This window comes from Flavobacterium sp. HSC-32F16 (genome assembly GCF_024171645.1).
Lineage (GTDB): Bacteria > Bacteroidota > Bacteroidia > Flavobacteriales > Flavobacteriaceae > Flavobacterium.
The window spans coordinates 46,689-71,102 of record NZ_JALKAC010000010.1; the positions used below are offsets into that span (position 1 = coordinate 46,689).

The 24,414-nt window shown below is 29.5% G+C and carries 24 protein-coding genes; all 24 read right to left on the minus strand.

What is annotated here, in order from left to right:
* Positions 1–6: 6 nt before the first annotated feature.
* The 24 genes from L1276_RS21410 to L1276_RS21525 all read right to left on the minus strand — a co-directional run bounded on the left by L1276_RS21410 (position 7) and on the right by L1276_RS21525 (position 24,407).
* Complete coding sequence (locus L1276_RS21410; RefSeq protein WP_253791442.1) at positions 7–900, minus strand: glycosyltransferase family 2 protein; 894 nt, start codon at positions 898–900, stop codon at positions 7–9.
* Positions 897–1,748 (minus strand): glycosyltransferase family A protein, encoded by an 852-nt coding sequence (locus L1276_RS21415; protein WP_253791444.1) that lies wholly within the window; start codon positions 1,746–1,748, stop codon positions 897–899. The genes L1276_RS21410 and L1276_RS21415 overlap by 4 nt, the downstream gene beginning before the upstream one ends.
* Positions 1,745–2,776: a glycosyltransferase gene (locus L1276_RS21420; protein ID WP_256527427.1), complete on the minus strand. Its 1,032-nt coding sequence runs from the start codon at positions 2,774–2,776 to the stop codon at positions 1,745–1,747. The genes L1276_RS21415 and L1276_RS21420 overlap by 4 nt, the downstream gene beginning before the upstream one ends.
* Entirely contained in the window at positions 2,776–3,945 is a 1,170-nt protein-coding gene (locus L1276_RS21425) for a hypothetical protein (protein WP_253791448.1), read from the minus strand. Before L1276_RS21425 ends, L1276_RS21420 begins: the two co-directional genes overlap by 1 nt.
* A complete protein-coding gene (rffA, locus tag L1276_RS21430; RefSeq protein WP_253791449.1) occupies positions 3,938–5,065 on the minus strand; it encodes a dTDP-4-amino-4,6-dideoxygalactose transaminase in 1,128 nt (375 codons plus the stop codon). The genes L1276_RS21425 and rffA overlap by 8 nt, the downstream gene beginning before the upstream one ends.
* The gene (locus L1276_RS21435) at positions 5,065–5,694 is read right to left on the minus strand and encodes an acetyltransferase (protein WP_253791451.1); all 630 of its coding nucleotides are present in this window, start codon (positions 5,692–5,694) and stop codon (positions 5,065–5,067) included. The genes rffA and L1276_RS21435 overlap by 1 nt, the downstream gene beginning before the upstream one ends.
* 86 nt (positions 5,695–5,780) lie before the next feature.
* Positions 5,781–6,470 (minus strand): WbqC family protein, encoded by a 690-nt coding sequence (locus L1276_RS21440; protein ID WP_253791454.1) that lies wholly within the window; start codon positions 6,468–6,470, stop codon positions 5,781–5,783.
* Between the two features lies 1 nt (position 6,471).
* On the minus strand, positions 6,472–7,746 hold the full coding sequence (locus tag L1276_RS21445; RefSeq protein ID WP_253791456.1) for an ABC transporter ATP-binding protein: 1,275 nt from the start codon (positions 7,744–7,746) through the stop codon (positions 6,472–6,474).
* Between the two features lie 52 nt (positions 7,747–7,798).
* On the minus strand, positions 7,799–8,665 hold the full coding sequence (locus L1276_RS21450) for an ABC transporter permease (RefSeq protein ID WP_253791458.1): 867 nt from the start codon (positions 8,663–8,665) through the stop codon (positions 7,799–7,801).
* 175 nt (positions 8,666–8,840) lie between these two features.
* The gene (locus tag L1276_RS21455) at positions 8,841–10,808 is read right to left on the minus strand and encodes a nucleoside-diphosphate sugar epimerase/dehydratase (RefSeq protein ID WP_253791460.1); all 1,968 of its coding nucleotides are present in this window, start codon (positions 10,806–10,808) and stop codon (positions 8,841–8,843) included.
* A gap of 157 nt (positions 10,809–10,965) precedes the next feature.
* Positions 10,966–11,901, minus strand: coding sequence for a GDP-L-fucose synthase (locus L1276_RS21460; protein WP_253791462.1), 936 nt, complete (start codon positions 11,899–11,901; stop codon positions 10,966–10,968).
* 17 nt (positions 11,902–11,918) lie between these two features.
* Complete coding sequence (gmd, locus tag L1276_RS21465) at positions 11,919–13,031, minus strand: GDP-mannose 4,6-dehydratase (protein ID WP_253791464.1); 1,113 nt, start codon at positions 13,029–13,031, stop codon at positions 11,919–11,921.
* A gap of 29 nt (positions 13,032–13,060) precedes the next feature.
* The gene (rfbA, locus tag L1276_RS21470; protein ID WP_253791466.1) at positions 13,061–13,945 is read right to left on the minus strand and encodes a glucose-1-phosphate thymidylyltransferase RfbA; all 885 of its coding nucleotides are present in this window, start codon (positions 13,943–13,945) and stop codon (positions 13,061–13,063) included.
* Positions 13,946–13,980: 35 nt separating this feature from the next.
* Complete coding sequence (rfbD, locus tag L1276_RS21475) at positions 13,981–14,826, minus strand: dTDP-4-dehydrorhamnose reductase (protein ID WP_253791468.1); 846 nt, start codon at positions 14,824–14,826, stop codon at positions 13,981–13,983.
* On the minus strand, positions 14,826–15,374 hold the full coding sequence (rfbC, locus tag L1276_RS21480; protein ID WP_253791469.1) for a dTDP-4-dehydrorhamnose 3,5-epimerase: 549 nt from the start codon (positions 15,372–15,374) through the stop codon (positions 14,826–14,828). Before rfbC ends, rfbD begins: the two co-directional genes overlap by 1 nt.
* 31 nt (positions 15,375–15,405) lie before the next feature.
* Positions 15,406–16,539, minus strand: a complete 1,134-nt coding sequence (locus tag L1276_RS21485) for a DegT/DnrJ/EryC1/StrS aminotransferase family protein (protein WP_253791470.1) — start codon at positions 16,537–16,539, stop codon at positions 15,406–15,408.
* Complete coding sequence (locus L1276_RS21490; protein ID WP_253791471.1) at positions 16,532–16,957, minus strand: WxcM-like domain-containing protein; 426 nt, start codon at positions 16,955–16,957, stop codon at positions 16,532–16,534. Before L1276_RS21490 ends, L1276_RS21485 begins: the two co-directional genes overlap by 8 nt.
* The gene (locus L1276_RS21495) at positions 16,947–17,918 is read right to left on the minus strand and encodes a glycosyltransferase family 4 protein (RefSeq protein ID WP_253791472.1); all 972 of its coding nucleotides are present in this window, start codon (positions 17,916–17,918) and stop codon (positions 16,947–16,949) included. Before L1276_RS21495 ends, L1276_RS21490 begins: the two co-directional genes overlap by 11 nt.
* A gap of 36 nt (positions 17,919–17,954) precedes the next feature.
* A complete protein-coding gene (locus L1276_RS21500) occupies positions 17,955–18,848 on the minus strand; it encodes an NAD-dependent epimerase/dehydratase family protein (RefSeq protein WP_253791473.1) in 894 nt (297 codons plus the stop codon).
* A 1-nt stretch (position 18,849) separates the two neighbouring features.
* A complete protein-coding gene (locus L1276_RS21505) occupies positions 18,850–19,953 on the minus strand; it encodes a glycosyltransferase family 4 protein (RefSeq protein ID WP_253791474.1) in 1,104 nt (367 codons plus the stop codon).
* 26 nt (positions 19,954–19,979) lie between these two features.
* Positions 19,980–21,347, minus strand: coding sequence for a hypothetical protein (locus L1276_RS21510; RefSeq protein WP_253791475.1), 1,368 nt, complete (start codon positions 21,345–21,347; stop codon positions 19,980–19,982).
* A complete protein-coding gene (locus L1276_RS21515; RefSeq protein WP_253791476.1) occupies positions 21,344–22,138 on the minus strand; it encodes a glycosyltransferase family A protein in 795 nt (264 codons plus the stop codon). Before L1276_RS21515 ends, L1276_RS21510 begins: the two co-directional genes overlap by 4 nt.
* The gene (locus tag L1276_RS21520; protein WP_253791477.1) at positions 22,135–23,310 is read right to left on the minus strand and encodes a hypothetical protein; all 1,176 of its coding nucleotides are present in this window, start codon (positions 23,308–23,310) and stop codon (positions 22,135–22,137) included. The genes L1276_RS21515 and L1276_RS21520 overlap by 4 nt, the downstream gene beginning before the upstream one ends.
* Before the next feature lie 14 nt (positions 23,311–23,324).
* Entirely contained in the window at positions 23,325–24,407 is a 1,083-nt protein-coding gene (locus L1276_RS21525) for an EpsG family protein (protein WP_253791479.1), read from the minus strand.
* Positions 24,408–24,414: the final 7 nt, after the last annotated feature.

Consider the following 24,414-nt stretch of genomic DNA (forward strand, 5'->3'; position numbering starts at 1 on the left):
ATTAAATTAAAAAATACTCATAAAAATTCTTCTCACCAATTTAGCAAATGCAATAAATCGAAAGTTTAACAGGTACCGCTGTACTAAAAAAATCCACTCACTAAAAAATAGTTTTCGATACTTTTTTATTGCAATCTCATAGTTCATTAATAGTTCTAAGCGTTGTGTTTTATTAAACAAATGTATATAATCTTTAATGACATCTTTTAAAAAAACTGTATTTGTTTCCTGCTTTAAGAGTATATTTCGCTGTCCAGAAATATTTATTGTAGAAATTCGAAAAAATATTATTGATTCATTTATTGTGTAAATTAATTTGCCATCAGCAAAATCTAAAAAAGCCTTATGATCACTGCACCAAGCTAATGGATAATTTTTAAAACCAAATTTTTGAAAAACTGCTTTTGAAAAAATATATTCTGAAAGTGAAGCTCTTGTAATTCCTTTAAAAATTCTAACCAAAGAATCCCCGGCCGATTCCCACACAGGATGTGTATAAGCATCTGAAATATTCTTTGTTTCTTCTAAAACAACTTTTGTTGCAAATCGTATTACGTTTGATTTCCCGCTAAAATCTTTATAATTTTTATGCCAATTTTCAATAACTGTTTCTTCTAAGTAATCATCATCACCTAAAATCATCAACCACTCTTCTCCATTAGAAAGTTCAATACATCTTTCCCATTGCTGTGTTAAAGAAATGCCTCCAAGGTTTGATTCAAAACGGTGATATACGAAATCAATCTTTTCCTTATATCTTTCAAGCAATATCGCTGGATTTTCTGGACTAGCATCGTCACCAATGTAAACTTTAAATCGTTTATCTGTCTGAAGTGCTAAAGACTTTAAAGTTTCTTCAAAAAAAGTACGTTTGTAATAGGGGATTATTATTCCTATCATACCTGTTTTTTATTTTTATAAATACCAAATACTGAAAAACCAAAAAATCTAGAACAAAAAGCATCAATAACAAATTTTTCACTTTTTAGTTTTTGGTTGTTTTCATTTTTTGCTTTTTCAACATTTTCGAGTAATTTCTGAAAAGAGCCTAATTGCGTAACAAAAAAATCAGCGTGTTTTATGCTTATGTATTCATACAAATAATTTATTTTACTCTCATCCAATTGCTTAAGCATAGAAGTCTCTTTAATTCTATAATAGAAGCCGATTTCATCTAAACATTTCACTTCGCCGCCATTCTTTAAAACAGCAATCCAAAATTCCCAATCTTCCCATCCATATATCATCTTTAGGTCGTAACCTCCAACTGTTTGCCAATCAGACTTTCGAAACATTGCTGAACAGAAAATTAAATTTCTTTGACATAAAAGTAATCGAGAAAATTCCGGCAATTCCCAAATCCCAGAATCATCTCCAAATTTCTCTGCTTTACAATACACAACTTTTATATCATTATTCGCTTCAAAAGATTTTACTGCTAAAGAAATATATTCGGAAGATATTATATCATCTGCATCCAAAGGAAGTATAAAAACACCTTTTGCACATTCGATTCCGTAGTTTCTGGCGCCACTTAGACCACTGTTTATTTTTTCTAAATAAATAAACCTAGAATCTTTTTCGGTCCATTTTTCTGCTATTTCTCTAGTATTATCTGGACTGCCGTCATTGACAATAAGACATTCCCATTCCTGATATACTTGATCCAAAACTGACTTTAAAGCTTCATCTAAATATTGAGCTTGATTATAAGAAGGGACTACAATTGAAACTAATTGTTTTTTCATTTTACCTTGTAATAAAATAGTGATTTAACAAGCAGCTTAAATTCATCGGCAATTCTAAACTTTACCTCTAACTTTGATTTTATTTTGAAATATTGAATATACAATGCTGGTGAAAATCTTTTAGCTTTAAAAAAATATCTTTTCATCAATTTATACTCAAAATCAAAAAAATATTTTTTAAAATTCTGAAAATCAAAAAAATGTCTTGAATTAGCCAAAATCATTTTCCTTCGTAATTCGATAAAAAATTCAATTTCATTGAAGGTATAAGATATGCTTCCTGTCATTATCTTTTTTAACAAATTAATTTCATTATTATCTAAAGTCGAATCTAAACACTTTAAAGCTTGAATTCTTGTTTCTAATGTTAGATCATTTTGCTCTTCAATTCTTTTCTGAGAAACTTGTGCATTATGTATTCTATACTTTAATAACTCCTGCTGCAAATTATGCAGTTTTCCTTTACTCATCAATCTAACCCATAAATCATAATCTTCTGCCGGCTCTTTTGTTTCATCATAGAGGAGTGAAAAATCTATCAAGGTTTGTTTCCGAATCATTACAGAAGGATGTGCTATACAATTTTTTTTCAGTAATGCGAGCCTAATATCTTCATTATTTTCAGGTACTATAATTCTATCTTCTGTTCCTAAAATCGTAAAATTTGATCCGCATAAAACAACATCTGGATTTAACTCTAAAAAAGTAACTTGCTTTTCAAATCGTATCTTTACACTTACATCGTCACCATCCATTCTAGCAATATATTTTCCTTGTGCCAGTTGTATACCCAAATTTAAACTATCTGTCAAACCTTTGTTAATTGTTTTTTCGATCAGCTTTATTCTTTCATCACTATATGTTTTTATTATGTGAATCGTTTTATCAGTAGAAGCATCGTCTATAATCACAAGTTCAAAATCATCAAAAGTTTGACATAGAATACTATCTACTGCTTCTTTAATATATAATTCGCAATTATATACAGGCAGCAATACAGTTATTTTGGGATTCTTATTATTGTACATTATTCCTCTAACAATATTTTCTCGATGATTTCGACATTTTTGAAAATATCACGATTGTCATAAACATCTTGAAATTGCTTTTTTGAAAGCGATTCAGCCACTTCAAAATCATACAAAACCTTTTTACTGGCTTCGACAAATGATAACAAATCTTTATAATGAGGATAAACAACATTTCTATCTAATCTATTTATCTGTTGATTTTCGCCTATAAAAAAATCCCAAAAGAGCTGAGGAGTTCCTGTCAAACAAACTTCTAATCCTGCATAGCCAGCTGGTAAGTTATTATATCCCTGGAACCAAACCATATCTATTTTTTCTTCCAAAATAGTTTTTTTCATATCAATCTGATGTCCTCTAAAATGAATTTTTCCATTTAAATCAAGATTATTAATGTAACGATCATATCCAGCATGCTTTACATCTCCAACTCCAAATATGTGCAATTCTATATTAAAACCCTGATTTAATAAAACCTGATAAGCGTATAAAAAAGGATCTAAAGGTTTATCTTTATGTAATCGGGTGAATATTCCTATTTTCTTTGTTTCATTATTTTCATTAAATTTCCATTTATTATATTCTTTTGTAACGGTTAAGCTCAGATACATCGTTTGATATTTATAATCACTAAAACCTTCAAATTCATATTCTATTTGTTTTAAGCTATCAAAACCGCCTATAAATAGATATCGATTATTCTTTTCAAAATCTCTGTAACTTTCAGATTGAAATCTTGAAGACATAACAAAAATTAAAATTTCTTTAAAATAATCCTTTAGAATAACTGGTGATAAATATTGATATACATATTCTCCCATGAACACTACGTGGTCATAATTATTGAAAAGAACAGTAAGATTTTTGCTGTTTTTTTTCTTTATCTTTTCATTTAAGATCTTCTTCAATAATCTTTTTAATATTTTGGCGCTCAATCTATTTTCAAATTGCGCCGCAATATCTTTATAAAAGAGAATTTTAGAACCTAATCGGAGGTGTTTTTCGTAAAAATAATCAGGCAAATCCTGTCTGGTATTTAAATCTATTAAACTTAGCAGGGTTACTTCAAATTTATTTTTATTTAATGCACAATCTAACTCATACATCTCTCGTTGTGCTCCATTGTGGTAAAAATCAGAAACAACAAATAATATCTTTTTCTTACTCATTCTTAATTATAGTTACTATTAATTCAATATCTGCATTTGACAATTCATAATAAAATGGTAATCGTAATAACCTGTCAGAATAATGATTACTCCATGGCAACTCTTCCCCTTCATACTTGTCTGCATAATATGGGCTTCTATGTAAACTTAGATAATGAAAAACAGCAAGAATTTGATTGTTTTTCAAACGAGAAATACATTCATTTCTTTTTTCTAGAGATTCAAAAACCAAATAAAACATATGTGCATTATTTGTAGCATAATTTGGTATTTGTGGCAATTTAAAACTACTTCTAGTCTCTTTTAAATCATTATAATACTGTTTCCAAATTGCTTTTCTATTTTCCTGTATCTTATCTAGTTGTTCTATTTGCGCCCAAAGAAAAGCTGCAATAACTTCGGATGGTAAAAATGAAGATCCAATATCTACCCAGCCATACTTGTCTACTTCACCTCTAAAAAAAGCAGATCGATTAGTTCCTTTTTCCCATATAATTTCAGCTCGATTGGCAAATTGCATATCATTAATGGCTAACATTCCGCCTTCTCCTGAAATAATATTTTTGGTTTCATGAAATGAAAAAGCTGCTAAATGCCCTATAGATCCTAAAGCTTTTTTTACACCATCTTTTCCTGTATAAAAACTATCTACGGCCTGAGCAGCATCTTCTATAACAAATAAATTATATCGATTGGCTAATTCCATTATAGTATCCATATCACAAGCCATACCTGCATAATGTACAGGAACGATAGCTTTGGTTTTAGCTGTGATTAAAGCTTCTAATTTAGTGGTGTCTATATTTGGATTTTCTTCACTAGAATCAGCAAAAATAATCTTTGCACCTCTTAACACAAATGCATTTGAAGTAGAAACAAAAGTGTATGACGGAATTATAACTTCATCACCCGGCTCGATATTAATTAAAATAGCAGCCATTTCTAGTGCGTCTGTACAAGATGTTGTCAATAAACATTTTCCGAAACCATACTTTTGTTCAAAAAACTGCTGGCACAATTGTGTGTACTTTCCATTTCCTGATATTTTTCCGGAAGCAACTGCGTCCTCAATGTATTGGGTTTCTTTGCCTGTTAAATATGGTTTATTAAAATTTATCATTATCGTATAAATCGTACGGGACTTCCTGCATATAAACCTTTTTTATCTATTGATTTTATGACTAGTGATCCAGCCCCTATTTGGGTTTTAGCTGTAATATTAATATTATCTATTATTGTCGAATTTATTCCTAAAAAACATTGTTCTTCGATTGTTGTAAATCCTGCAATGGCAACTCTTGGCGATAAAAAAGAATGGCTTCCTATAAGGGTATCGTGTGCAATTGCACAGCCAGCATTCAAAACTGTATTTTCTTTAATGACAGCCTGAGCATCAACAATACAACCGGGATAAATTACTGTGCCTCTTTCTATTATTGCGGTTGAATCTACCAAAGCGGTTGAATGTATAATTCTGCCAAAAGGAATTTTTGTTTGAAATTTTTCGAATATTATTTTCTTTTCTGCCAGATGTTTGTATCCAATTCCAATTATCAATTCATCAAATTGTTTCAATTCAAAAGCTTTTTCAACATCTGCTGTTTTGCCTATTACAGGGATATCGTTTACTGTTTTTTCTGTAGAAAAATCATCAAAAAATACCACACTACTATAATGAAGATCAGACAAAGCATAATGCGCCAATTGCTGTCCTAAATCTCCTGACCCAATGATAGCTAATGTTTTCATATTAATATTGGTTTCTCTAATTTTAAAAAAGATAGTATTATATTAGTATTATCAGATAAAATACTATTCCTGTCGCATATACCTGATTAAGCATTTTTTAAAAAATTAACTGCATTTTTACCCTCACAAAAAATCAAATCCAAAACAGACACATAATGCTCAAATGGATCATGTAGCTGCTGATATTCTGGATAGCCTGAATAATCAAAATAGTGGACTTTTATACCAGCTTCATTAAAAACCTTTTCATCCATATAGGACTTAGCGGCCGGGCCTGAATAATAATCTGTTCCATTTAAATTTAAACAGATATCTGCTAATCGTTCTGAACGTTCTTCTTTCAGTTCAAACTCAGAAGAAAACTTAATCTTTGATTCTATTTTTAATATTTCGCAAATAGCAGAAATGAATCTAAAATTTATTTCTGTTAAATAAAGTGATGTGGAATTAAGGTATAATTCTTCAAAAAAATCTTTAAAATCTAAAAAATTTTTAGATTTAGAGTAATTAGCTTTAATACTATTCCAATGATCTACATTCCATTTTTTATCTGAAATTTTGGTTTCATTTATCTTTTGAAAATATTTGCCTTTCACTTCAACTGGAATTGTTAACCATTTATTACCATTAGGTGTTTTAATAATATTTCTGTTTCTCCAATCTCTTTTGGTAAACTGCATATCATCATATATCACAAATTCATCTGATAAAGCTATGGCATCAAAATAACCTTTCCACGGGATATAATTGGATTGGGTAATAACGATTTTTTTCATTTTAAGCTTTATTATTCAGGCTCCATGTCAACGAAGGTCTAATAAAACCATTTACTTTTCCTAAATATCCAGATTCCCTCTTAACATCTTTTACTTCAAAAGTCAACAGCTCTTGATCACTATATAGTTCTTTCATTTCATTTGTATGAAAGTAACAGTAAATTTGATATACATCGTCATTCAAAAAATTTGCTGGAATTCGACAGCTAATATCTGTAATTTCTCCAATCCTGCAATCAAATTTACCTCCTGACCCAAATACGACATCGCCTTTTATAGTTATCAAATCGTATCCTATCGAAATTCGTTCTTTACCTGTTTTATTTACAATTTTCATTCTAAAGTCGACTGCTGATGTCACATCAATAACTTCATTTTTATCAGAAGTTGATGCATTTTCGATGGCGGCATAAAGAATTTTAATATTTTCATTTCCTTTGGCTTTATCAATACTATCAAAATTAATTACCCGCTCAGAAAAGGAGCTGCTTTGTAAATAATCAGATATCACTTTAGTGGGATTGCCATTTCCAAAAATACTTCCATTATTCATACTTATAACTCTAGTACAAAGTGTTTCAATTGCTGCCATATTATGGCTCACAAAAAGAACCGTTCTGCCTTCTCCTTTAGAAATATCCTGCATTTTGCCAATTGCTTTTTTCTGAAATTCAGCATCTCCAACTGCCAAAACCTCATCTATAACTAAAATTTCAGGCTCTAAAAATGCCGCAACTGCAAAGGCCAAACGAACAGTCATTCCAGAACTATATCTTTTTACAGGAGTATCAATATAACGTTCACATCCAGAAAACTCAATAATTTCATCAAGCTTTGAAGATATTTCCTTTTTGGTCATTCCAAGAATAGCTCCATTTAAAAAAATATTTTCACGTCCGGTCATCTCACCATTAAAACCGGTTCCTACCTCAAGTAGTGAAGCAATTCGTCCTCGCGACTTAATAGTTCCGGTAGTTGGAGCCGTAACTTTTGAAAGTATCTTTAAAAGTGTAGATTTTCCCGCACCGTTTTTTCCAATTATACCTAAAACTTCGCCTCTTTGAACTTCAAAATTAATATCCTGAAGAGCCCAAACATAGTCAGAGGTTCCTTTGGTAGAGCGATCATTTGTTTCACCAATTTTTAAATAAGGATTTTCTTTACCGCGAATTTGATGCCACCAACGATTAAAATCGTGACTTAATGTCCCTGTTCCTACCTGTCCTAAACGATATTGTTTAGAAATATTTTCGGCTTTTAAAATAATATCTTTCAATTGATAAATAGATTTGGAATAATGATTGGAGAATTAAAAAGCTGCATGACTATTATACTGTGTCAATAAAACTTTTTTCAGTTTTGTTAAAAATTAAGAGTCCTATGAAAAAGATAACAACAGTTACCAAAACGGTATTTACTAAACCTAGTATAGAAACTTCTCCAACATTTATAAGCATATAACGAGATGTTTCAATGACATATGCCAAAGGATTATATTCTACAATCCATCCGTAAGAAGGCAATTTACTTTTAACTAATTCCATTGGATACATAACTGCTGATAAATACATTAACAATTGTATTCCAAAACCAATTAAATGACTAAAATCACGGTATTTAGTAACCATAGATGAAATCAACATTCCTAAACCTAATCCTAATATCCCCATAATAATAATTAGAAAAGGAAAAAATAAAACGGCAGGATTGATTGATAAGTTGTAGCCTTTGAAATAGTAAAAAATAAAAAATATTACAAAGATCAAAAATTGAATTCCAAACTTTATTAAATTAGACAATACCACTGAAAGCGGTGTTATAATCCTAGGAAAATAAACTTTGCCAAAAATGTTTGCATTTGCTCGAAAGGTATCTGAGGTTCCGCTAAGACATGCAGTGAAATAATTCCAAACCGTAATTCCTGCTAAATTAAATAGAAAAGGCGGAACCGAACCTGTTTTTATTCCAGCTACATTATTAAATATAATAGTAAAAGTTATTGAAGTAAATAATGGTTGAATTAAATACCAGAGCGGTCCTAAAACAGTTTGCTTATAAACTGTTATAACGTCTCTTTTTACAAACAGTAACAATAGATCTCTATACTGCCAAATTTCTTTTAGATTGAGTGAGAGAAACTTATTTTTTGGCTTTATTTCAAATAACCAATCTGTTGACGAATTTATGTTATTCATTAAATATTTAAATAAATGTGTATTGTAATAGTGAGTATTAAAAAATAATACTTAGTCGTTATTTTTTAAAATTAACAAGATTTTTAGCCTCTTTAAAAATCCTAAAAATGCAAAAAAGGCGTTTTATAAAAAAACACCTTTTTCTTTAGTTATAACTTTTACGTCATTTCGAAATTTATTTATCCAAGACTTCAAAAGCAGAATTCATACTTTTAAATTCAGGCACTATTTTTTTCATCTTTGCAACAATATCATCGTTTTCATAAAAATCTGCAATACCAATTAACTCATCAATTTCAACATGCAAATCTTCATACTCATCCTGAATTTCCTGTGCAATCATAATTTTGTTATGATAAGTTGGTAATGTCTTAGAAGTATCATTTAATAATTCTTCATATAATTTTTCTCCGGGCCTTAATCCTACAATTTTTATTTTAATTTCTTTGTCTGGGATAAATCCTGCAAGTTTAATCATCTTTTTTGCCAAATCGATTATTCTGACTGGTTTACCCATATCAAAAATATAGATTTCTCCTCCATTTCCCATCGCTCCAGCTTCTAATACCAATTGGCAAGCTTCTGGAATGGTCATGAAGTAACGAATGATATCCTGATGAGTAATTGTGACTGGTCCACCTTCTGCAATTTGCTTAGTAAACAAAGGTACAACAGACCCATTAGAACCTAAAACATTTCCGAAACGGGTTGTAATAAATTTAGTTACTCCTGGAATATTCTCTTTTTGATTTTTTAAAGATAAAGATTGCACATATTTTTCTGCTATTCTCTTACTAGCTCCCATAACATTGCTAGGGTTAACAGCTTTATCTGTCGATACCATTACAAATTTTTTGACATGGTATTTACAAGATAAATCGGAGAGGTTTTTTGTTCCTTTTATGTTTGTTAAAATAGCCTGTGATGGATTTTCTTCCATCAATGGTACATGTTTATAAGCAGCTGCATGATAAACTACATGCGGGTTGTAATTTTTAAATACTTTTTCTAAAGCCTTTTTACTTTTTACATCTGCAATCACAGCTACAATTTTAGCCGAGGAATTCATACTAAGAGTTTCTAAACACAAATTATGTAATGGTGTTTCAGCATGATCTAGAATAATAACTGTTTTAGGATTAAACCCAAGAACCTGTCTTACTATCTCACTTCCTATAGATCCGGCAGCACCTGTTATAAGGACTGTTTTATCTTTTAATTGTTTGGAAATTGATTTACTATCTAATACAATAGGTTTTCTTTCCAACAAATCTTCAATCTGTATGTTTTTTACTTTTTGGGAGATCTCCTTTTGATTCTCCCAATCTGAAATCAAAGGAACAGTATAAACTCTGTAATTAAATTCAAGACATTGATCAACGATAATTAATTGTTCATCTTTTGTTAAACTTTTATCAGCTATAATAACACCTTCAGCAGCAACAGAACGCATCAATGCCGGCAATTTTTTGCGTAAAATCAAAATTGGCAAATCGAGCATACGCTTAGATGCATTTTGATTATTTTTATCTACAAAACCAACAATCTTAAATCGGGATGGTGTTTCAAATTTCAATGCATTAGCCACAGAAATTGCATTAGCATCTGTTCCATAAATTACAGTTCTGATTAGCTTTGAATTTGTTTTTTCTGAAAAATACATTTCAAAAGTCTGTTTTACAATTACTCGATATAAAAACAAACCGCAAAATGATAATACTAAATTGATGAAAAGTGCAGTATTTAAAAATGCTTTGTGCCCGGTATATAACTCAAAAACTAAATTAAAAAATAAGAAGAACACTAAAACTGACATTTGTGAAAACAAGAGTTTTATCGCATCTATATAAGATGAGTGCCTGATAATTCCCGAATATGTTCTAAATAACCAAAAGAAAAATATATTTACAAAAAGTAAACTGGTTACGTAATAGAATTGATGTGATGTAATTATATACCCCAATGCTGTTCCTTCGAAAAGCATATAAGTAAAAGAAAATGAAAAAATAAGAACCATTACATCAATTGCAACGATAATCCATCGAGGCAAATAACTAAGATTATTAATATTTGCTCTTAAATTCCTTGGGGACAAAGAATTATACAACAAAGATGATATTTTGGTTTGATTATCTGTATCCAATTTGGTTTGGTTTGATTTGATAATTTAGTATGTCTTACAAAAGTAATAATTAAAGATGTTAAAAATTACTTATTAATAAAATTATATTGTTACACGTCTAAAAAAATACATAAATAAATTTTACTTCTAATTTAGATTTGTGAAAAATCTAAATCAATTATTTATCCCAATTAGTATCTCTTATTTCTTTATAAACCTTCCTGATACCTTCTTCTAGACTCGTTTTAGCTTTCCATCCAAAGCCATTTAGCTTTGAAACATCCATTAATTTACGAGGAGTTCCATCAGGTTTAGAAATATCCGTTAGAATTTCTCCTTCAAAACCAACTATTTTTTTTACTAAAACGGCCAAATCTAAAATTGAAATATCCTCTCCCACACCAACATTTACTAATCCTTGTTCATTATAATTTTCCATTAAAAACAAAGAGGCATCAGCAAGATCATCAACATATAGAAATTCCCTTTTAGGGTTTCCTGTGCCCCATATAGTTACGGAGTTTTCATTATTACGTTTTGCTGTAATAAACTTCCTCAACATCGCAGGTAGGACATGCGATTTTTTTAGATCATAATTGTCATTAGGTCCATATAAATTGGTTGGCATAACCGAGATAAAATTACATCCAAATTGACTTCTATATGCATCACACATCTTAATTCCTGCAATTTTAGCAATTGCATATGGCTCATTAGTTGGCTCTAACTCTCCAGTAAGCATATATTCTTCCTTTAGTGGTTGAGGTGCCATTTTGGGATAGATGCATGAAGATCCTAAAAACATTAACTTTTTTACATTATTTAAACATGATTGATGGATAACATTATTTTGTATCATCAAATTTTCATAGATAAAATCTCCTCTGTAAGTATTATTTGCTAAAATTCCACCAACCTTTGCTGCTGCTAAAAAAACATAATCTGGCTTTTCTGTCTGAAAGAAATCAGCGACATCCTGTTGATTTCTCAAATCTAATTCTGCAGAAGTTTTTAAAATAAAATTTGTAAAACCTTTTATTTTTAACTGACGTAAAATAGCTGAGCCTACCATGCCACGGTGTCCCGCTACATATATTTTATCACTTTTATTCATTCATAAATTTCTGAAAATTATTCAAATTGATTTTTTATAAAATAACCCGCGTCTTTCAAAACCTTTTCTTTTTGAAAATGTTCAACATCTGCGGCCATCATTTCTTTTACTAATAATGGCAGATCATATTTTGGTTCCCATCCCAGTTTTGTTTTTGATTTCGTTGGATCGCCAATTAATAAGTCAACTTCCGTTGGCCTAAAATATGCGGCGTCTACAACTACAACTTCTTTTCCTGGTTCAATTTGATAGGCAGGATTTGAACATGAAACTATATAGCCTTTTTCCTCAGTACCTTCTCCTTTAAATTCAATTTTTATACCAACTTCACTAAATGACATTGTAACAAAATCTCTAACGGTTGTTGTTACTCCCGTAGCAATAACATAATCTTCCGGCTGATCTTGTTGCAGGATTAGCCACATTGCTTCTACATAATCTTTAGCATGCCCCCAATCGCGCCTAGCATCTAGATTTCCTAAATACAAACAATCCTGAAGTCCTAGAGCCATTTTAGAAACAGCTCTCGTAATTTTACGGGTTACAAATGTTTCTCCTCGCAATGGGCTTTCATGATTAAATAAAATTCCATTACAAGCAAAAATACCATAAGCTTCGCGGTAATTAACAGTTATCCAATATGCATAAAGCTTCGCCACAGCATATGGAGATCTTGGATAAAATGGGGTTGTTTCTGATTGAGGTACAGCCTGAACTAAACCATACAACTCTGAAGTTGAAGCCTGATAAATTTTTGTTTTTTTAGTAAGATTCAATATTCTCAAAGCTTCTAATAATCGAAGTGTCCCAACTCCATCAGCATTTGCCGTATATTCAGGAGTATCAAAACTCACTTTTACATGGCTCATTGCTCCTAAATTATAAATTTCATCCGGTTGTACTTCCTGAATGATCCGAATAAGATTAGTTGAATCGCTCAGATCTCCATAATGCAATTTAAAACGAATATTTTTCTCATGAGGATCTTGATACAAATGCTCAATACGATCTGTATTAAATAAGGAACTGCGACGTTTAATACCATGTACCTCGTATCCTTTTTTTAAGAGTAAATCTGCTAAATAAGCGCCATCTTGTCCCGTAATCCCTGTTATAAGTGCTATTTTCATTTTTTAATTTAACCTATTAAATATTCCATTTATATATTAATGGTCTTTTTCTTTTGTTTAAGAAAATCTAATAAATAAGTACCATATCCAGACTTAAGCAATGGTTGAGCTAATTCTTCAAGTTCAGCATCATCAATAAATCCTTGTCTCCATGCAATTTCTTCTATACAACCTACTTTTAAACCTTGCCTTTCTTCTAAAACCTGTACAAATTGACCTGCTTGCATTAAGCTATTAAATGTACCTGTATCTAACCATGCTGTACCTCTGCTTAAAATACCTACTTTTAAGGCTTTCTTTTCTAAATATACTTTGTTAACATCGGTAATTTCATATTCACCACGAGCACTTGGCTTAATATTTTTAGCAATTTCTACTACTGAGTTATCATAAAAATACAATCCCGGAACTGCAAAATTAGATTTTGGTTCTTCAGGCTTTTCTTCAATAGAAATTGCATTTAGATTTTCATCAAATTCTACAACTCCATAACGTTCTGGATCAGAAACATGGTATGCAAAAACAACACCTCCCTCTGGTTTTGTATTAGATTTTAAGAGTTCTTGCATATTAGAACCGAAAAAAATATTATCTCCGAGTATTAATGCTACATCATCATTACCTATAAACTCTTCTCCAATTACAAAAGCTTGTGCAAGACCATTTGGAATAGCTTGTTCTGCATAACTAAATTTACATCCTAAACTGGATCCATCCCCCAATAATTTTTTAAAATTTGGTAAATCATGTGGAGTCGATATGATAAGGATTTCATTTATTCCAGACATCATCAAGGTTGATAAAGGATAATAAATCATTGGTTTGTCATAAACAGGCATCATTTGCTTGCTCATTGCTAATGTCAAAGGATGTAAACGTGTGCCAGATCCTCCAGCTAAAATAATTCCCTTCATAAATCTTGATTTTAAATTAGACCCTATGATCTTAATTATATAAACATATTTTTTAAACTTTTCTTATAATCAGGTATCTGCAGCTTATAAGTCTCTTTTATTTTTTTCTTATCCAATAATGAAAAATTGGGACGCTTTGCCGGAGTAGGATACGATGAAGATTTAATTCCCCCAATTTTACAATTATATCCTCCAAATTCTTTTATAGAAAGTGCAAACTCATACCAGCTAATTTCTCCTTCATTTGAATAATTATAAATCCCCGGAACCCAATTCGAAGATCTTAAGACATCAATCATTGCTTTGGCCAAATCTGCGGCGTATGTTGGTGAACCAATCTGGTCATTTACAACATTTATTTCGTCTCTTTCCTGCATTAATCGCTGCATCGTTTTAACAAAATTGTTTCCAAATTTACTATAAACCCAAGAAGTTCTAATAATAATTGAATTTGGATTTTCTTTCAAACAACTTAATTCACCCGCTAATTTACTCTCCCCATATACATTTATCGGCTTAGTCTTGGCTTCTTCATTAAGAGCTGAAGAAGAAGATCCATCAAATACGTAATCTGTTGAAATATGAATTAATTTTATATTGTTTTCAAAAGTATATTTTGCAATTAACTCTACAGAAAGATGATTTATTGTAAAAGCCAGTTCTTTTTCAGTTTCAGCCTTATCAACTGCAGTGTAAGCACCACAGTTAAAAATAATATCAGGTTTTATTTTGTTTAATTGATTTTTAAGCAATTCTAAATCATCTAATGTGACTTTTGTTCTGTCTGCAAAAATCCATTCAAATTCTGGATAAGATGTTGACAAAACAAAAAGTTCAGATCCTAATTGTCCACTGGCTCCTGTTACAAGAATCTTTTTCATTAGAATAAACTATTACAATTATCAATGAAAGGAAGTATTTGATCTTTTTCAGAAACAATCGCGTCTTTTAAATCCATTCCCCAATCAATATTTAATGAAGGATCATCATATTTTATACCACCTTCAGAAGTCTTATTATAGAACTGATCGCATTTATACATTACTGAAGCAGTTTCACTAATAACCGAAAATCCATGAGCAAATCCCTGAGGTACTAACAACTGTTTTTTATTTTCAGCAGATAACAATACACTGAATGCTTTTCCATAAGTAGGTGAGTCTTTTCTTAAATCTACAGCAACATCAATGATTTCACCTTCTAAAACACGTACTAATTTAGTTTGTGCAAATGGAGGATTTTGATAATGCAAACCTCTTAAAGTTCCTTTTTTTGAGAATGATTGATTGTCCTGAACAAAATCAATATGGATATCTAAATCTTCAAATTTGGTTTTGCTGTAAGATTCAAAAAAATATCCCCTCTCGTCTCCAAATACTGTTGGCTCTACAATTACTAAATCTTTTATAAACGTTTTTTCAATTTTCATTTTAAAATATAACTCTTCTTTATTTTTTATTTCAATTAAAAAAAGCCTCAATTACTTTTCTAATTCTATTTTTATCTTCATTTGTTAAGTTTGATCCTGATGGCAAACATAAACCATTATCAAATAATTCCTCAGCAATTTTGCCTCCGTAATAAGGAAATTCACAAAAAATTGGCTGTAAATGCATCGGTTTCCAAAGGGGACGGCTTTCAATGTTTACATTTTCGAGTGCCAATATCAATCCCTCCTTATTTTTATTATTATTTGGTTTTATGAGAATTGTATTCAGCCAAAAATTTGAAAAATGAGTTTCATCGAATACTTCCGAAAGCTCTACGTTTTTTATACCTTTAAAAATCTCTTTATAAAAAAAATGATTTTTTCTTCGGGCCTCAATATTCTTATCTAAGATTTTTATTTGTCCTAAACCAATACCGGCACAAATATTACTCATTCTATAATTATATCCTATTTCACTATGTTGATAATGAACTGCAGCATCTTTTGATTGATTTGAATAAAAAATTGCTTTCTCTTTTATCTTTTTGGAATTCGTAATTAGTGCCCCTCCGCTTGAAGTGGTGATAATTTTATTACCATTAAACGAAAGAATCCCAAGAGTACCAAAACTCCCGCATTTTTTACCTTTATAAGTACTCCCTAAAGCTTCTGCACTATCTTCAATAACAGGTATTCCATATCTATTCGCAATAAAATGAACTTCATCAACTTTATAAGGTATTCCATATAAATGAACGGCAATAATTGCTTTAGGCTTTTTTCCTTTTTCTATTCTATCTTTTATAGCCCTTTCAAGATTCTCAGGACAAATATTCCATGTATCAGATTCACTATCAACAAAAACAGGCACAGCCCCCTGATATAAAATAGGATTTGCAGATGCTGCAAATGTCATGCTTTGACAAATTACTTCATCACCAGCTTTTACATCTAATAAAATCAACGCTAAATGAATAGCAGATGTTCCGGAATTTAATGCTGTGACATATGATTCTTCATTAAAATAATTCTCAAGTTTAATTTCAAAATCATCAACATTTGGCCCTCCGGAAGTTATCCAATTTGTTTCTAATGCCTTCTGAACATATTCTTGTTCAAAGCCACTTTGCACTGAGAGTGATAAATAAATTCTTTTATTATCCATTTAAAGACCAGTAATCTGAAGGATAACGAACATCATCTTCCTTAACATTTACAAGTGGCAAAGTCGAAAAAGAAATGAGCTTTGAATTTGTTTCTAAAGATTCTATAGCGTTGGCATAACCTGCTGGAACATGAACTATTTTACTATCCGATTCAGAAACCATAACAGTTTCAATGACTAAATCTTGTGAAGGATTTTCCCAATTATCGATTTTTATAAAATGAATTTTGAAAGAACCATTTAAACAATAAAAGTTTTTTGAATCTAATTTATGGCCTTGCCATCCCCGAATAGGATTTTCATCAGAATTACTGATGATATAAAACCTCTCAATTCCTTTAAAATCAAAATCATTTACATACGAGATAGTGCCGCGGTGATCTGAAAAATTTCCTCCCTGAATAATTTTAGGAATCATGTTTTAATTTTAAATTATTCTTGCTTATTAAATAAAACTTAGATGTATACACAAAAAGTAAAGGTATAAGTACAATTAAAAACAAAAATAAATCTTCAACTTTATTATAAAGAGTTATCACAAAAAATGAAACCCCAGTTTGAACTAATGCATAAAATAAAGAAACCAATCTATGTTGTATTTTATATTCATTACTCAATACCTGGTATAAGTGTAAACGATGGGCTTCAAAAATATTTTGTTTTAAGTACAAACGATGAATAATTGTGCAAACAGCATCGACTCCATAGACTGCTAAAAATAAAAGCCAAACTAGAGAATTTGTAATTAGAATAAGTTTTAAAATCAAATAAATTATCCAGAAAGCAATTGCAATGCTCCCCACATCTCCTGCAAAACATTTTGCTTTTTTTCTATAATTGAAAAATAAAAAAACCAGACTTGCAATTATTCCATACTTTATTAATTCTCCATCGATAAAAAGTTGAATTTTTGTATTCACATACAGTAATGCTCCCATTACTGATAAAGTATACAAACCAGTAATTCCATTTATTCCATCCATGAAATTATAGGCATTAATTAATCCTATCGCTAAAACATAAGCAATAAATATGCTCCAAATGGGCATTAAGTTAAACAAGCTCAAATCATAAAAAATCAAAGTAATTGATAAAAAATGAATCGAAATTCTAATTTTATTTGATAAACTTTGAATATCATCCCAAAAGCTGACCAAACTAACTAATGTTATTCCAGTGAAGAAAAAATAATTATTTTGTATATGCTGTACAAAATATAATAAAGCCGAAAACCAGAAAATTACTCCACCTCCTCGCAATGTTATCTCAGTATGTGAGCTTCTTTTATTTGGTTTGTCAATTATATTAAAATGATCAGCGACTCTAAAATATAATAACATCAAAGTCATTAAAATAATTCCAAGTATTGTATATTTCATTGTTTAGTTATGAAACTTTTAATTTTTTAAAAGATATTAATACAAATTTTCTCGTTTTAGATAATCCAAAACAGGCTCAGGGTTCCAATCTAAAAATTTTCTTGCTTTTGAATCATTAAAAGTTAAGTCTGAAGTTATTTTTTTAACTTTTAGAGAATTAATTGGAGATTTATTACCTAGAACATCTCCAAATTTCCCAATAATTCTAGCCAAAGATAGTGGTAAATTAAATTGTTGCTTTTTCTTTATTGAAATTTCACGACTTAACTCACTAAAACTTGGATTAACTCCATCTGTAAGATTATAGATCCCACCAATTGTTGCAACTTTCAAAATAAAACTAGGAATGTCTTTTGCCAAAACCATACTTTTTTTCGCCTTACCTCCTCCTATGTTGAAATAATAGCCTTTCTGAATAGCTTTTATCATTGCTCCTAAATTACCTGGAGGTCTTTTGCCAACCAATAATGGCAACCTTAATATGCTGCATATAATATTATTATCTTCACACCATTTTTGAATTAATTTTTCGGCTTCAATTTTACTTAATCCATAAGGATCTTTAGCCAATAATGCATGTTCTTCGCTTATATCATTTCCTATTTCTTGTCCATATACTGCAACTGAACTTATAAAAACAAACATTTTTGGTAAACCAGATTTTTCTAATCCTCTCAATAAATTTAATGTACCTAAAACATTTACATCGTAAAATTCTTTCTTTTCAGATTCAGATCTTGGTACAACGTGAGCCTTACCTGCTGAATGAACAATTAAATCAAAAATTTGATGAAAAACGGGAACTTCATTCTGTAAAGAACAGTGGTAACTTCCATTATTTCTATTTAAATCAAAGATATTATAATAATAAAACTCTTTTTTAATTAAAGTTCCTAGAAAACCATTTGACCCTGTTATTAAAATATCCAATTTATGATTTGTTTAATAGTGAAGAAAATACAGCTACTGTTTTTTGATACATTACTTTATCAGTAAAACTATCTAAGTAAATTATCCTGGATTTTATTCCAAAATCTTTTGTCAGTAATCTATTATCTCTCAATTTTATGATGCTATTACGTAAATAATCTGCATCTCCTTCCTTGATAATAAAACCATTAACATTATCTTCAACACATTCTGCTGCACCTCCCACGTCTGACACTATTATTGGCATACTAGCTGACATTGCTTCTATTGTTGAAATTGGAAAACCTTCCCAATTTGAAATTAAAGCAAAAACATCATGTTCTTTTATAATTTCTTTTGCATCAAGACGTAAACCAAAATACTTGATTTCACAAGATGAATTTAGCTTATCAGAGAACGATTTCGTTTTTTCTAAAAGAGGACCATCTCCAATAAAATTTAATTTAATACCAGAAATATCTTTACAAACATTAATCAAAAATTTTTGATTTTTTTGATTGTCAAATCTTGCAACCATTACAATAGAAAGTGGTCTATCATTTGATATGTCTTTATTGTTAGGCTGCACAAAAGCATCCTCAACTCCATTATGAATTACAGCTAATTTAGACGCTTTAAATTTTAATTTTCTAGCCATTTCTAAATCGTAGAATGATACTAGAATATATTTATTGACCATAAATGAAAGTATTCTTTCTATTATAGATCCAATTATTCGTTTTAAAAGAGGGATTCCTTTACTAAAAGACCAGCCATGAACTGTTAAAACAACTGGCAGTTTTAAACTTTTACCTATAACTCTTCCTAAAAGCCCTGCTTTTGTTGAATGTAAAGAAATTAGATCTGGCTTTAACAACTTAATAATATTCCGAATTTCATAAAAAGCCTTTATATCATTAGTTAACGAGAAGTTGTTAGAAAATGATGGAACATTAAAATAGGGAATATTATACTCATTAAGCAAATTAGCAAAGGGACCTATCTCTCCTCCAAAAATAACATTTACATCATTACCTTCTTCTTTTATTTTTTTGGCTATTAACGAAACATGTGTTTGTGCACCTCCTATTGTATCACCTCTGGTTATAATAATTAATATTTTCATAATATTTCTAAAATAAGTAAATAACTCTACTCATTAATTTCTAATGTAACATTCTTTGATTTTACTGAAGAATATGGGTTTCCGATAAACTTTGATTCTTCTATTTTGTATTTTTTTTGAGGATCATTTGAAAAAAAAGACATTTCTGATCCTCCAAAATTTATAAATTTACAATATGAAAAAATTGTGTTGCTATCAGCAAAGAAAAAATTAGTATTATTCCCCTTAATTGTAGATCTTTCAACCTTAACTAATCCAACTACACTTTGATATGCATTTTGTCTTCCATTAAAATCTAATTCAGAATCGCTTACATATATTTGAGCAGTACTATGATAATTTAAAAATGCCAAAGCATCACCATGATCATTTCCATCATTAAACCCTACTTTTATTATAGATTTATTTAAATAAATTTTTGAAGAATCATTAAGAACATTCGCAATAGCAAAATTGAAGTCCTTAAATTTTACATTATTTAATCTAAAAATTGTTTTAGCAGTTTCTTCAATATGCAAACATTTAGCATAACCCTGAATATCAATATTATTCATACTAACATTATATGGAAATATAGAATACTCAAATGTTAACGCTGATCTGCTTCTTTTTTTATTACTTATTTTACCTTCAAAAGAACAATCGTTAATTGTTATATTAGCATTCTCACTAACTTTTGCATGATAAATAGCATCTCCAAATGCATCCATATCAATTTTATTTGCAAATTGAGTATACCCTCTGCCTCCAACATTTTTAAATTTACATTTTGTAATCGTACTGTTCAAAACATCATGAATTCTTAACCCATAACCTAAAATATTTGTAAAAACACAATTTTCAACACTTACTTTTTCAGCTATTAACTGTGCTGCAATGTAAATATCATCATCAAACGAATCCACATTTTTAGTAATTTCTTGTTGCACCCCATCAATTATTAATCCTGAAATAAATATTTCAGTACCTATATTTTCGTCAGGGTTCTCAAGTGTATGAATAGAATTTATTTTTCGTCCTATCGAAATAAAAACATGTTCTTTAAAAGGAGTTAGTTTGTATGCACTTCTAGTATCAGTAATTTTTGGAGAAATAATTGCTTGATTTGATATAATTTTAATTTTATCACCTCTTACCAACTCTATTCTGATGGATTTGTTCAAGTTATAGCTCTTTTTGCTTTTTGGTATATATAGAGTTTTTCCATTTTTCACACAATATAAAATTGCTTTTTCAAAAGCATCTGAGTCATCAGCTATTCCATTTCCTAATGCACCAAAATCTAACACAGAGATCTTATTCTCAATAATAATATCATTTTGGAAAGTAACAGAGCCAAAACTGAAAATTGATAAATGAAATAGACCAAATAATATTATAAATCTAATGTTCATGATAATTTCTTTTTAACATAAAAAATTAAAAGTATTCTTCTGATATATTTAATTTTTTCAACAGCTATTATTTTTATATAAGTTTTAAAGCTTATTAATTGATCTGAATAAAGATTTTTATAACACTTTAAAACCCCCTTATGCATTAGTCTTAGGTTTGATGATAATCCATTTTGCCCAAAAGACATTTTATTATCAACATTTGCAGCATCAACATAATCTAATAAATATCCTTTGTGTTTAGAAAGTATATTTAACCATAAATAATAGTCTTCCGCAAAATTCATTTTCTCATTAAAACCACCTATTTCAAGGAATGCTTCCTTATTTAAAACTACGCAAGGAGTTAAGAAATAATTCTTAAAAAGTAGTTTTTTAAAAAAAATTTCTCCAACATGACTTATTGGCGCACCTAAATATTTTGTCGAAATAATTTTATACTGATTATTTTCTTGAAAAAATGACTTAACAGTTTTAATGTGATCAGGATACCATATATCATCGCTATCCAAAAAAGCAATGTGAGTACTCGTTGCTAGTGAAACTGCCTTATTTCTTGCAGCTGAAGGACCAGCATTTTCTTGTTCGGATAAAACTATTTTTATTTCACTATTTATAGTTTTAATGACTTTCTTAATAATTACAAGTGATTTATCTATGCTGCCATCATCAACAATGATAATTTCATCTACATTTTCAGTTTGACTTAAGATAGATTCTAAACATTTTGTAATCGTTCTTTCAGAATTAAAATTAGGAATGACAGCTGAAATTGTGATACTATTTTTCATAAAATTGACTTCAGCTTTGAAGAAATACTATTCAAATCATTATCTGCCTTAAATTGCCTCATATTATTTTTGAACATTTCTATTTTTTCTTTGTAACCGTCATTATTTATTTTAGTAATGATCTCCTTAATTCCATTGAGATCATCACAAAGAAATCCTAACTCGCCAAAACTCTCAAATAGCCATAAAAAATAGTCGTTCTTTATAGATATTATTGGCACTTCCAATCGGATAGCTTCAAAAATGGCACCGCTTGCGCAAAGTTTATAGGAACTATTATCATAGAAAAAAATTATAAAATCTAATTTTGAAATTTCTAATTCAAAATTTTCCTGTGTAACAAAAGAATCTGAATATAAATTTTTAACCAATCCATTTTGATAATTATGCAGTTCAGGAAGTACTCTTCCAATTGTCAGCAAATTAATTTTATTGTTAATTATATCGGTTTTAAAATATTCACCTAAATCATAAATGCAATTAGAATTTTTTGACACCATTTGCGTTCCAATCGAACCGATAGTCAATATATTATGATCTTCTTTTTCAGCTATGTTTTCTTTATTTACAGAAAAATTATATGGATGTAATATAGAGTAGATTTTATTTAATGTAGAATAGCTTAATAAATTAACTAAACTTTTTTTAATATTATCTCCCAGTACTATATACTTAGTTCGTTTACTGCTTAAAAAAAAAGCTAGTTTAAGAATAACTCCTAATAAAATTTCAGATTTTCTTTTTCCCTTAATTTTCAAGAACTCAAGCTCTCCATGCAATATAATAACGTGTTTTGTTTTTCTCTTAAATAAAAGAAGAATATTTAAAAAAAGATGTCCTGTTGGAAACAAGCATGTCCATATAAATGTCTCATTCTTATGCAATACTCCAACTTTAAATATCTTAAGAATTTGTCTCCACTCTCCAATAATTCTAGATCTCCATTTGAATTTTTTTTGATCATAAAATGCTTCGTATGGCAAATATTTCAAATTTGGAATATTTGAAAACTGCAAATTTAATTTAACTGCTTTGATATGGTTTTGTTCAGCAATAAAAATAACTTCTCCTGATGGATAAGCATTCGAAATCATTTCCACAAAACAGCTATTCACCTGAAAATGAACCTCTCCTACATGAGAAACCTCACTAATTACTATTGTATCTTTCATAATGAATTGCTTTCTTATATATTAAAAACTGACTTATAAGGCACATATAGATCATAATAAGAATTAACTAAGGCATTAAATCTTGTCCATGAGAAAAAAACAATTAGGGCAAATATAATTACCATAATATTTTTTCTAGTTTTAAAAAAATACAAAGAATATCCTATAAGAAAAATTTCAAATAAAAGAAAAGGAACAGATGCTCTAGCAAATACAGCTAAATCTTTTGCAAATACAAAATAGGTTAGATTTCCAACCATATAAAGATTAAAGTAACCTTGAAAATATAAAAAATTCCCTTTTGACCTATTTTTTACGAATATAAAGAAAGGTATAAATAAAAACCTTTTTGTGACTCCCAGTAAATACATTACAATTGGATTGTTGGTTGTATTTAATACTTCACTATCTTCATTAAGATAATTATTTATTTTTGCGCCAATAAACCCATCAATCCCTAAAGCCCTTAAAACTAAATCTAAAATCAATGTCCCAATTCCAATCAATCCTAATGCTACACAAAACGCTGCCAAATAATAAAAAGTCTTATCACTAATTTTACTCCAATAGATATAATAAGCAAAAAAGTATAATATTGAAGAATAATGAATTGAAGCCGCTAAGGTTACAAACAAAACAAAAAAAACAGGTTGCTTCCTTATAATAAAAACAGTACTAAATAGTGTCAAAGAAATTGCCAAATTTTGACGTACAGCAAATATATCGGCAAAATAATAGCAAAAAAATAATAAAATAAGTGTAAAAAAGAACTCTTTATGAAATTTATAAAAGTAAGAGAACTTCAATGCCAAACATAAAAAAGAAAAAATTGTTAGAAAGACAGTATAATTAGATGTATACTCCCTAATTTTCCCCACTAGAGCAATATATCCCGGTTCAAAATTTACAGTATGAGCATCAGAAAAATAAAAGAAAGTATCATAGTAAGACTCCCAATCTGTACCACATTCCCATCTTAAACTAGAAAATGTCCAGAAAACTAGAAAAAATAAACACGCTCCTGTTACCAAAAATATCTTTCTTTGATTTTTTTCAAAGCGAACATAATCAGTAAAACTTAAAGTGGTTAATATCAAAAATAAA

Bases quoted from the DNA above. Each gene is read 5' to 3' on its own strand.
- L1276_RS21410 (WP_253791442.1), bottom strand. From the start codon at position 900: ATGATAGGAATAATAATCCCCTATTACAAACGTACTTTTTTTGAAGAA.
- L1276_RS21415 (WP_253791444.1), bottom strand. From the start codon at position 1,748: ATGAAAAAACAATTAGTTTCAATTGTAGTCCCTTCTTATAATCAAGCT.
- L1276_RS21420 (WP_256527427.1), bottom strand. From the start codon at position 2,776: ATGTACAATAATAAGAATCCCAAAATAACTGTATTGCTGCCTGTATAT.
- L1276_RS21425 (WP_253791448.1), bottom strand. From the start codon at position 3,945: ATGAGTAAGAAAAAGATATTATTTGTTGTTTCTGATTTTTACCACAAT.
- rffA (WP_253791449.1), bottom strand. From the start codon at position 5,065: ATGATAAATTTTAATAAACCATATTTAACAGGCAAAGAAACCCAATAC.
- L1276_RS21435 (WP_253791451.1), bottom strand. From the start codon at position 5,694: ATGAAAACATTAGCTATCATTGGGTCAGGAGATTTAGGACAGCAATTG.
- L1276_RS21440 (WP_253791454.1), bottom strand. From the start codon at position 6,470: ATGAAAAAAATCGTTATTACCCAATCCAATTATATCCCGTGGAAAGGT.
- L1276_RS21450 (WP_253791458.1), bottom strand. From the start codon at position 8,665: ATGAATAACATAAATTCGTCAACAGATTGGTTATTTGAAATAAAGCCA.
- L1276_RS21460 (WP_253791462.1), bottom strand. From the start codon at position 11,901: ATGAATAAAAGTGATAAAATATATGTAGCGGGACACCGTGGCATGGTA.
- gmd (WP_253791464.1), bottom strand. From the start codon at position 13,031: ATGAAAATAGCACTTATAACAGGGATTACGGGACAAGATGGCGCTTAT.
- rfbA (WP_253791466.1), bottom strand. From the start codon at position 13,945: ATGAAGGGAATTATTTTAGCTGGAGGATCTGGCACACGTTTACATCCT.
- rfbD (WP_253791468.1), bottom strand. From the start codon at position 14,826: ATGAAAAAGATTCTTGTAACAGGAGCCAGTGGACAATTAGGATCTGAA.
- rfbC (WP_253791469.1), bottom strand. From the start codon at position 15,374: ATGAAAATTGAAAAAACGTTTATAAAAGATTTAGTAATTGTAGAGCCA.
- L1276_RS21485 (WP_253791470.1), bottom strand. From the start codon at position 16,539: ATGGATAATAAAAGAATTTATTTATCACTCTCAGTGCAAAGTGGCTTT.
- L1276_RS21490 (WP_253791471.1), bottom strand. From the start codon at position 16,957: ATGATTCCTAAAATTATTCAGGGAGGAAATTTTTCAGATCACCGCGGC.
- L1276_RS21495 (WP_253791472.1), bottom strand. From the start codon at position 17,918: ATGAAATATACAATACTTGGAATTATTTTAATGACTTTGATGTTATTA.
- L1276_RS21505 (WP_253791474.1), bottom strand. From the start codon at position 19,953: ATGAAAATATTAATTATTATAACCAGAGGTGATACAATAGGAGGTGCA.
- L1276_RS21510 (WP_253791475.1), bottom strand. From the start codon at position 21,347: ATGAACATTAGATTTATAATATTATTTGGTCTATTTCATTTATCAATT.
- L1276_RS21515 (WP_253791476.1), bottom strand. From the start codon at position 22,138: ATGAAAAATAGTATCACAATTTCAGCTGTCATTCCTAATTTTAATTCT.
- L1276_RS21520 (WP_253791477.1), bottom strand. From the start codon at position 23,310: ATGAAAGATACAATAGTAATTAGTGAGGTTTCTCATGTAGGAGAGGTT.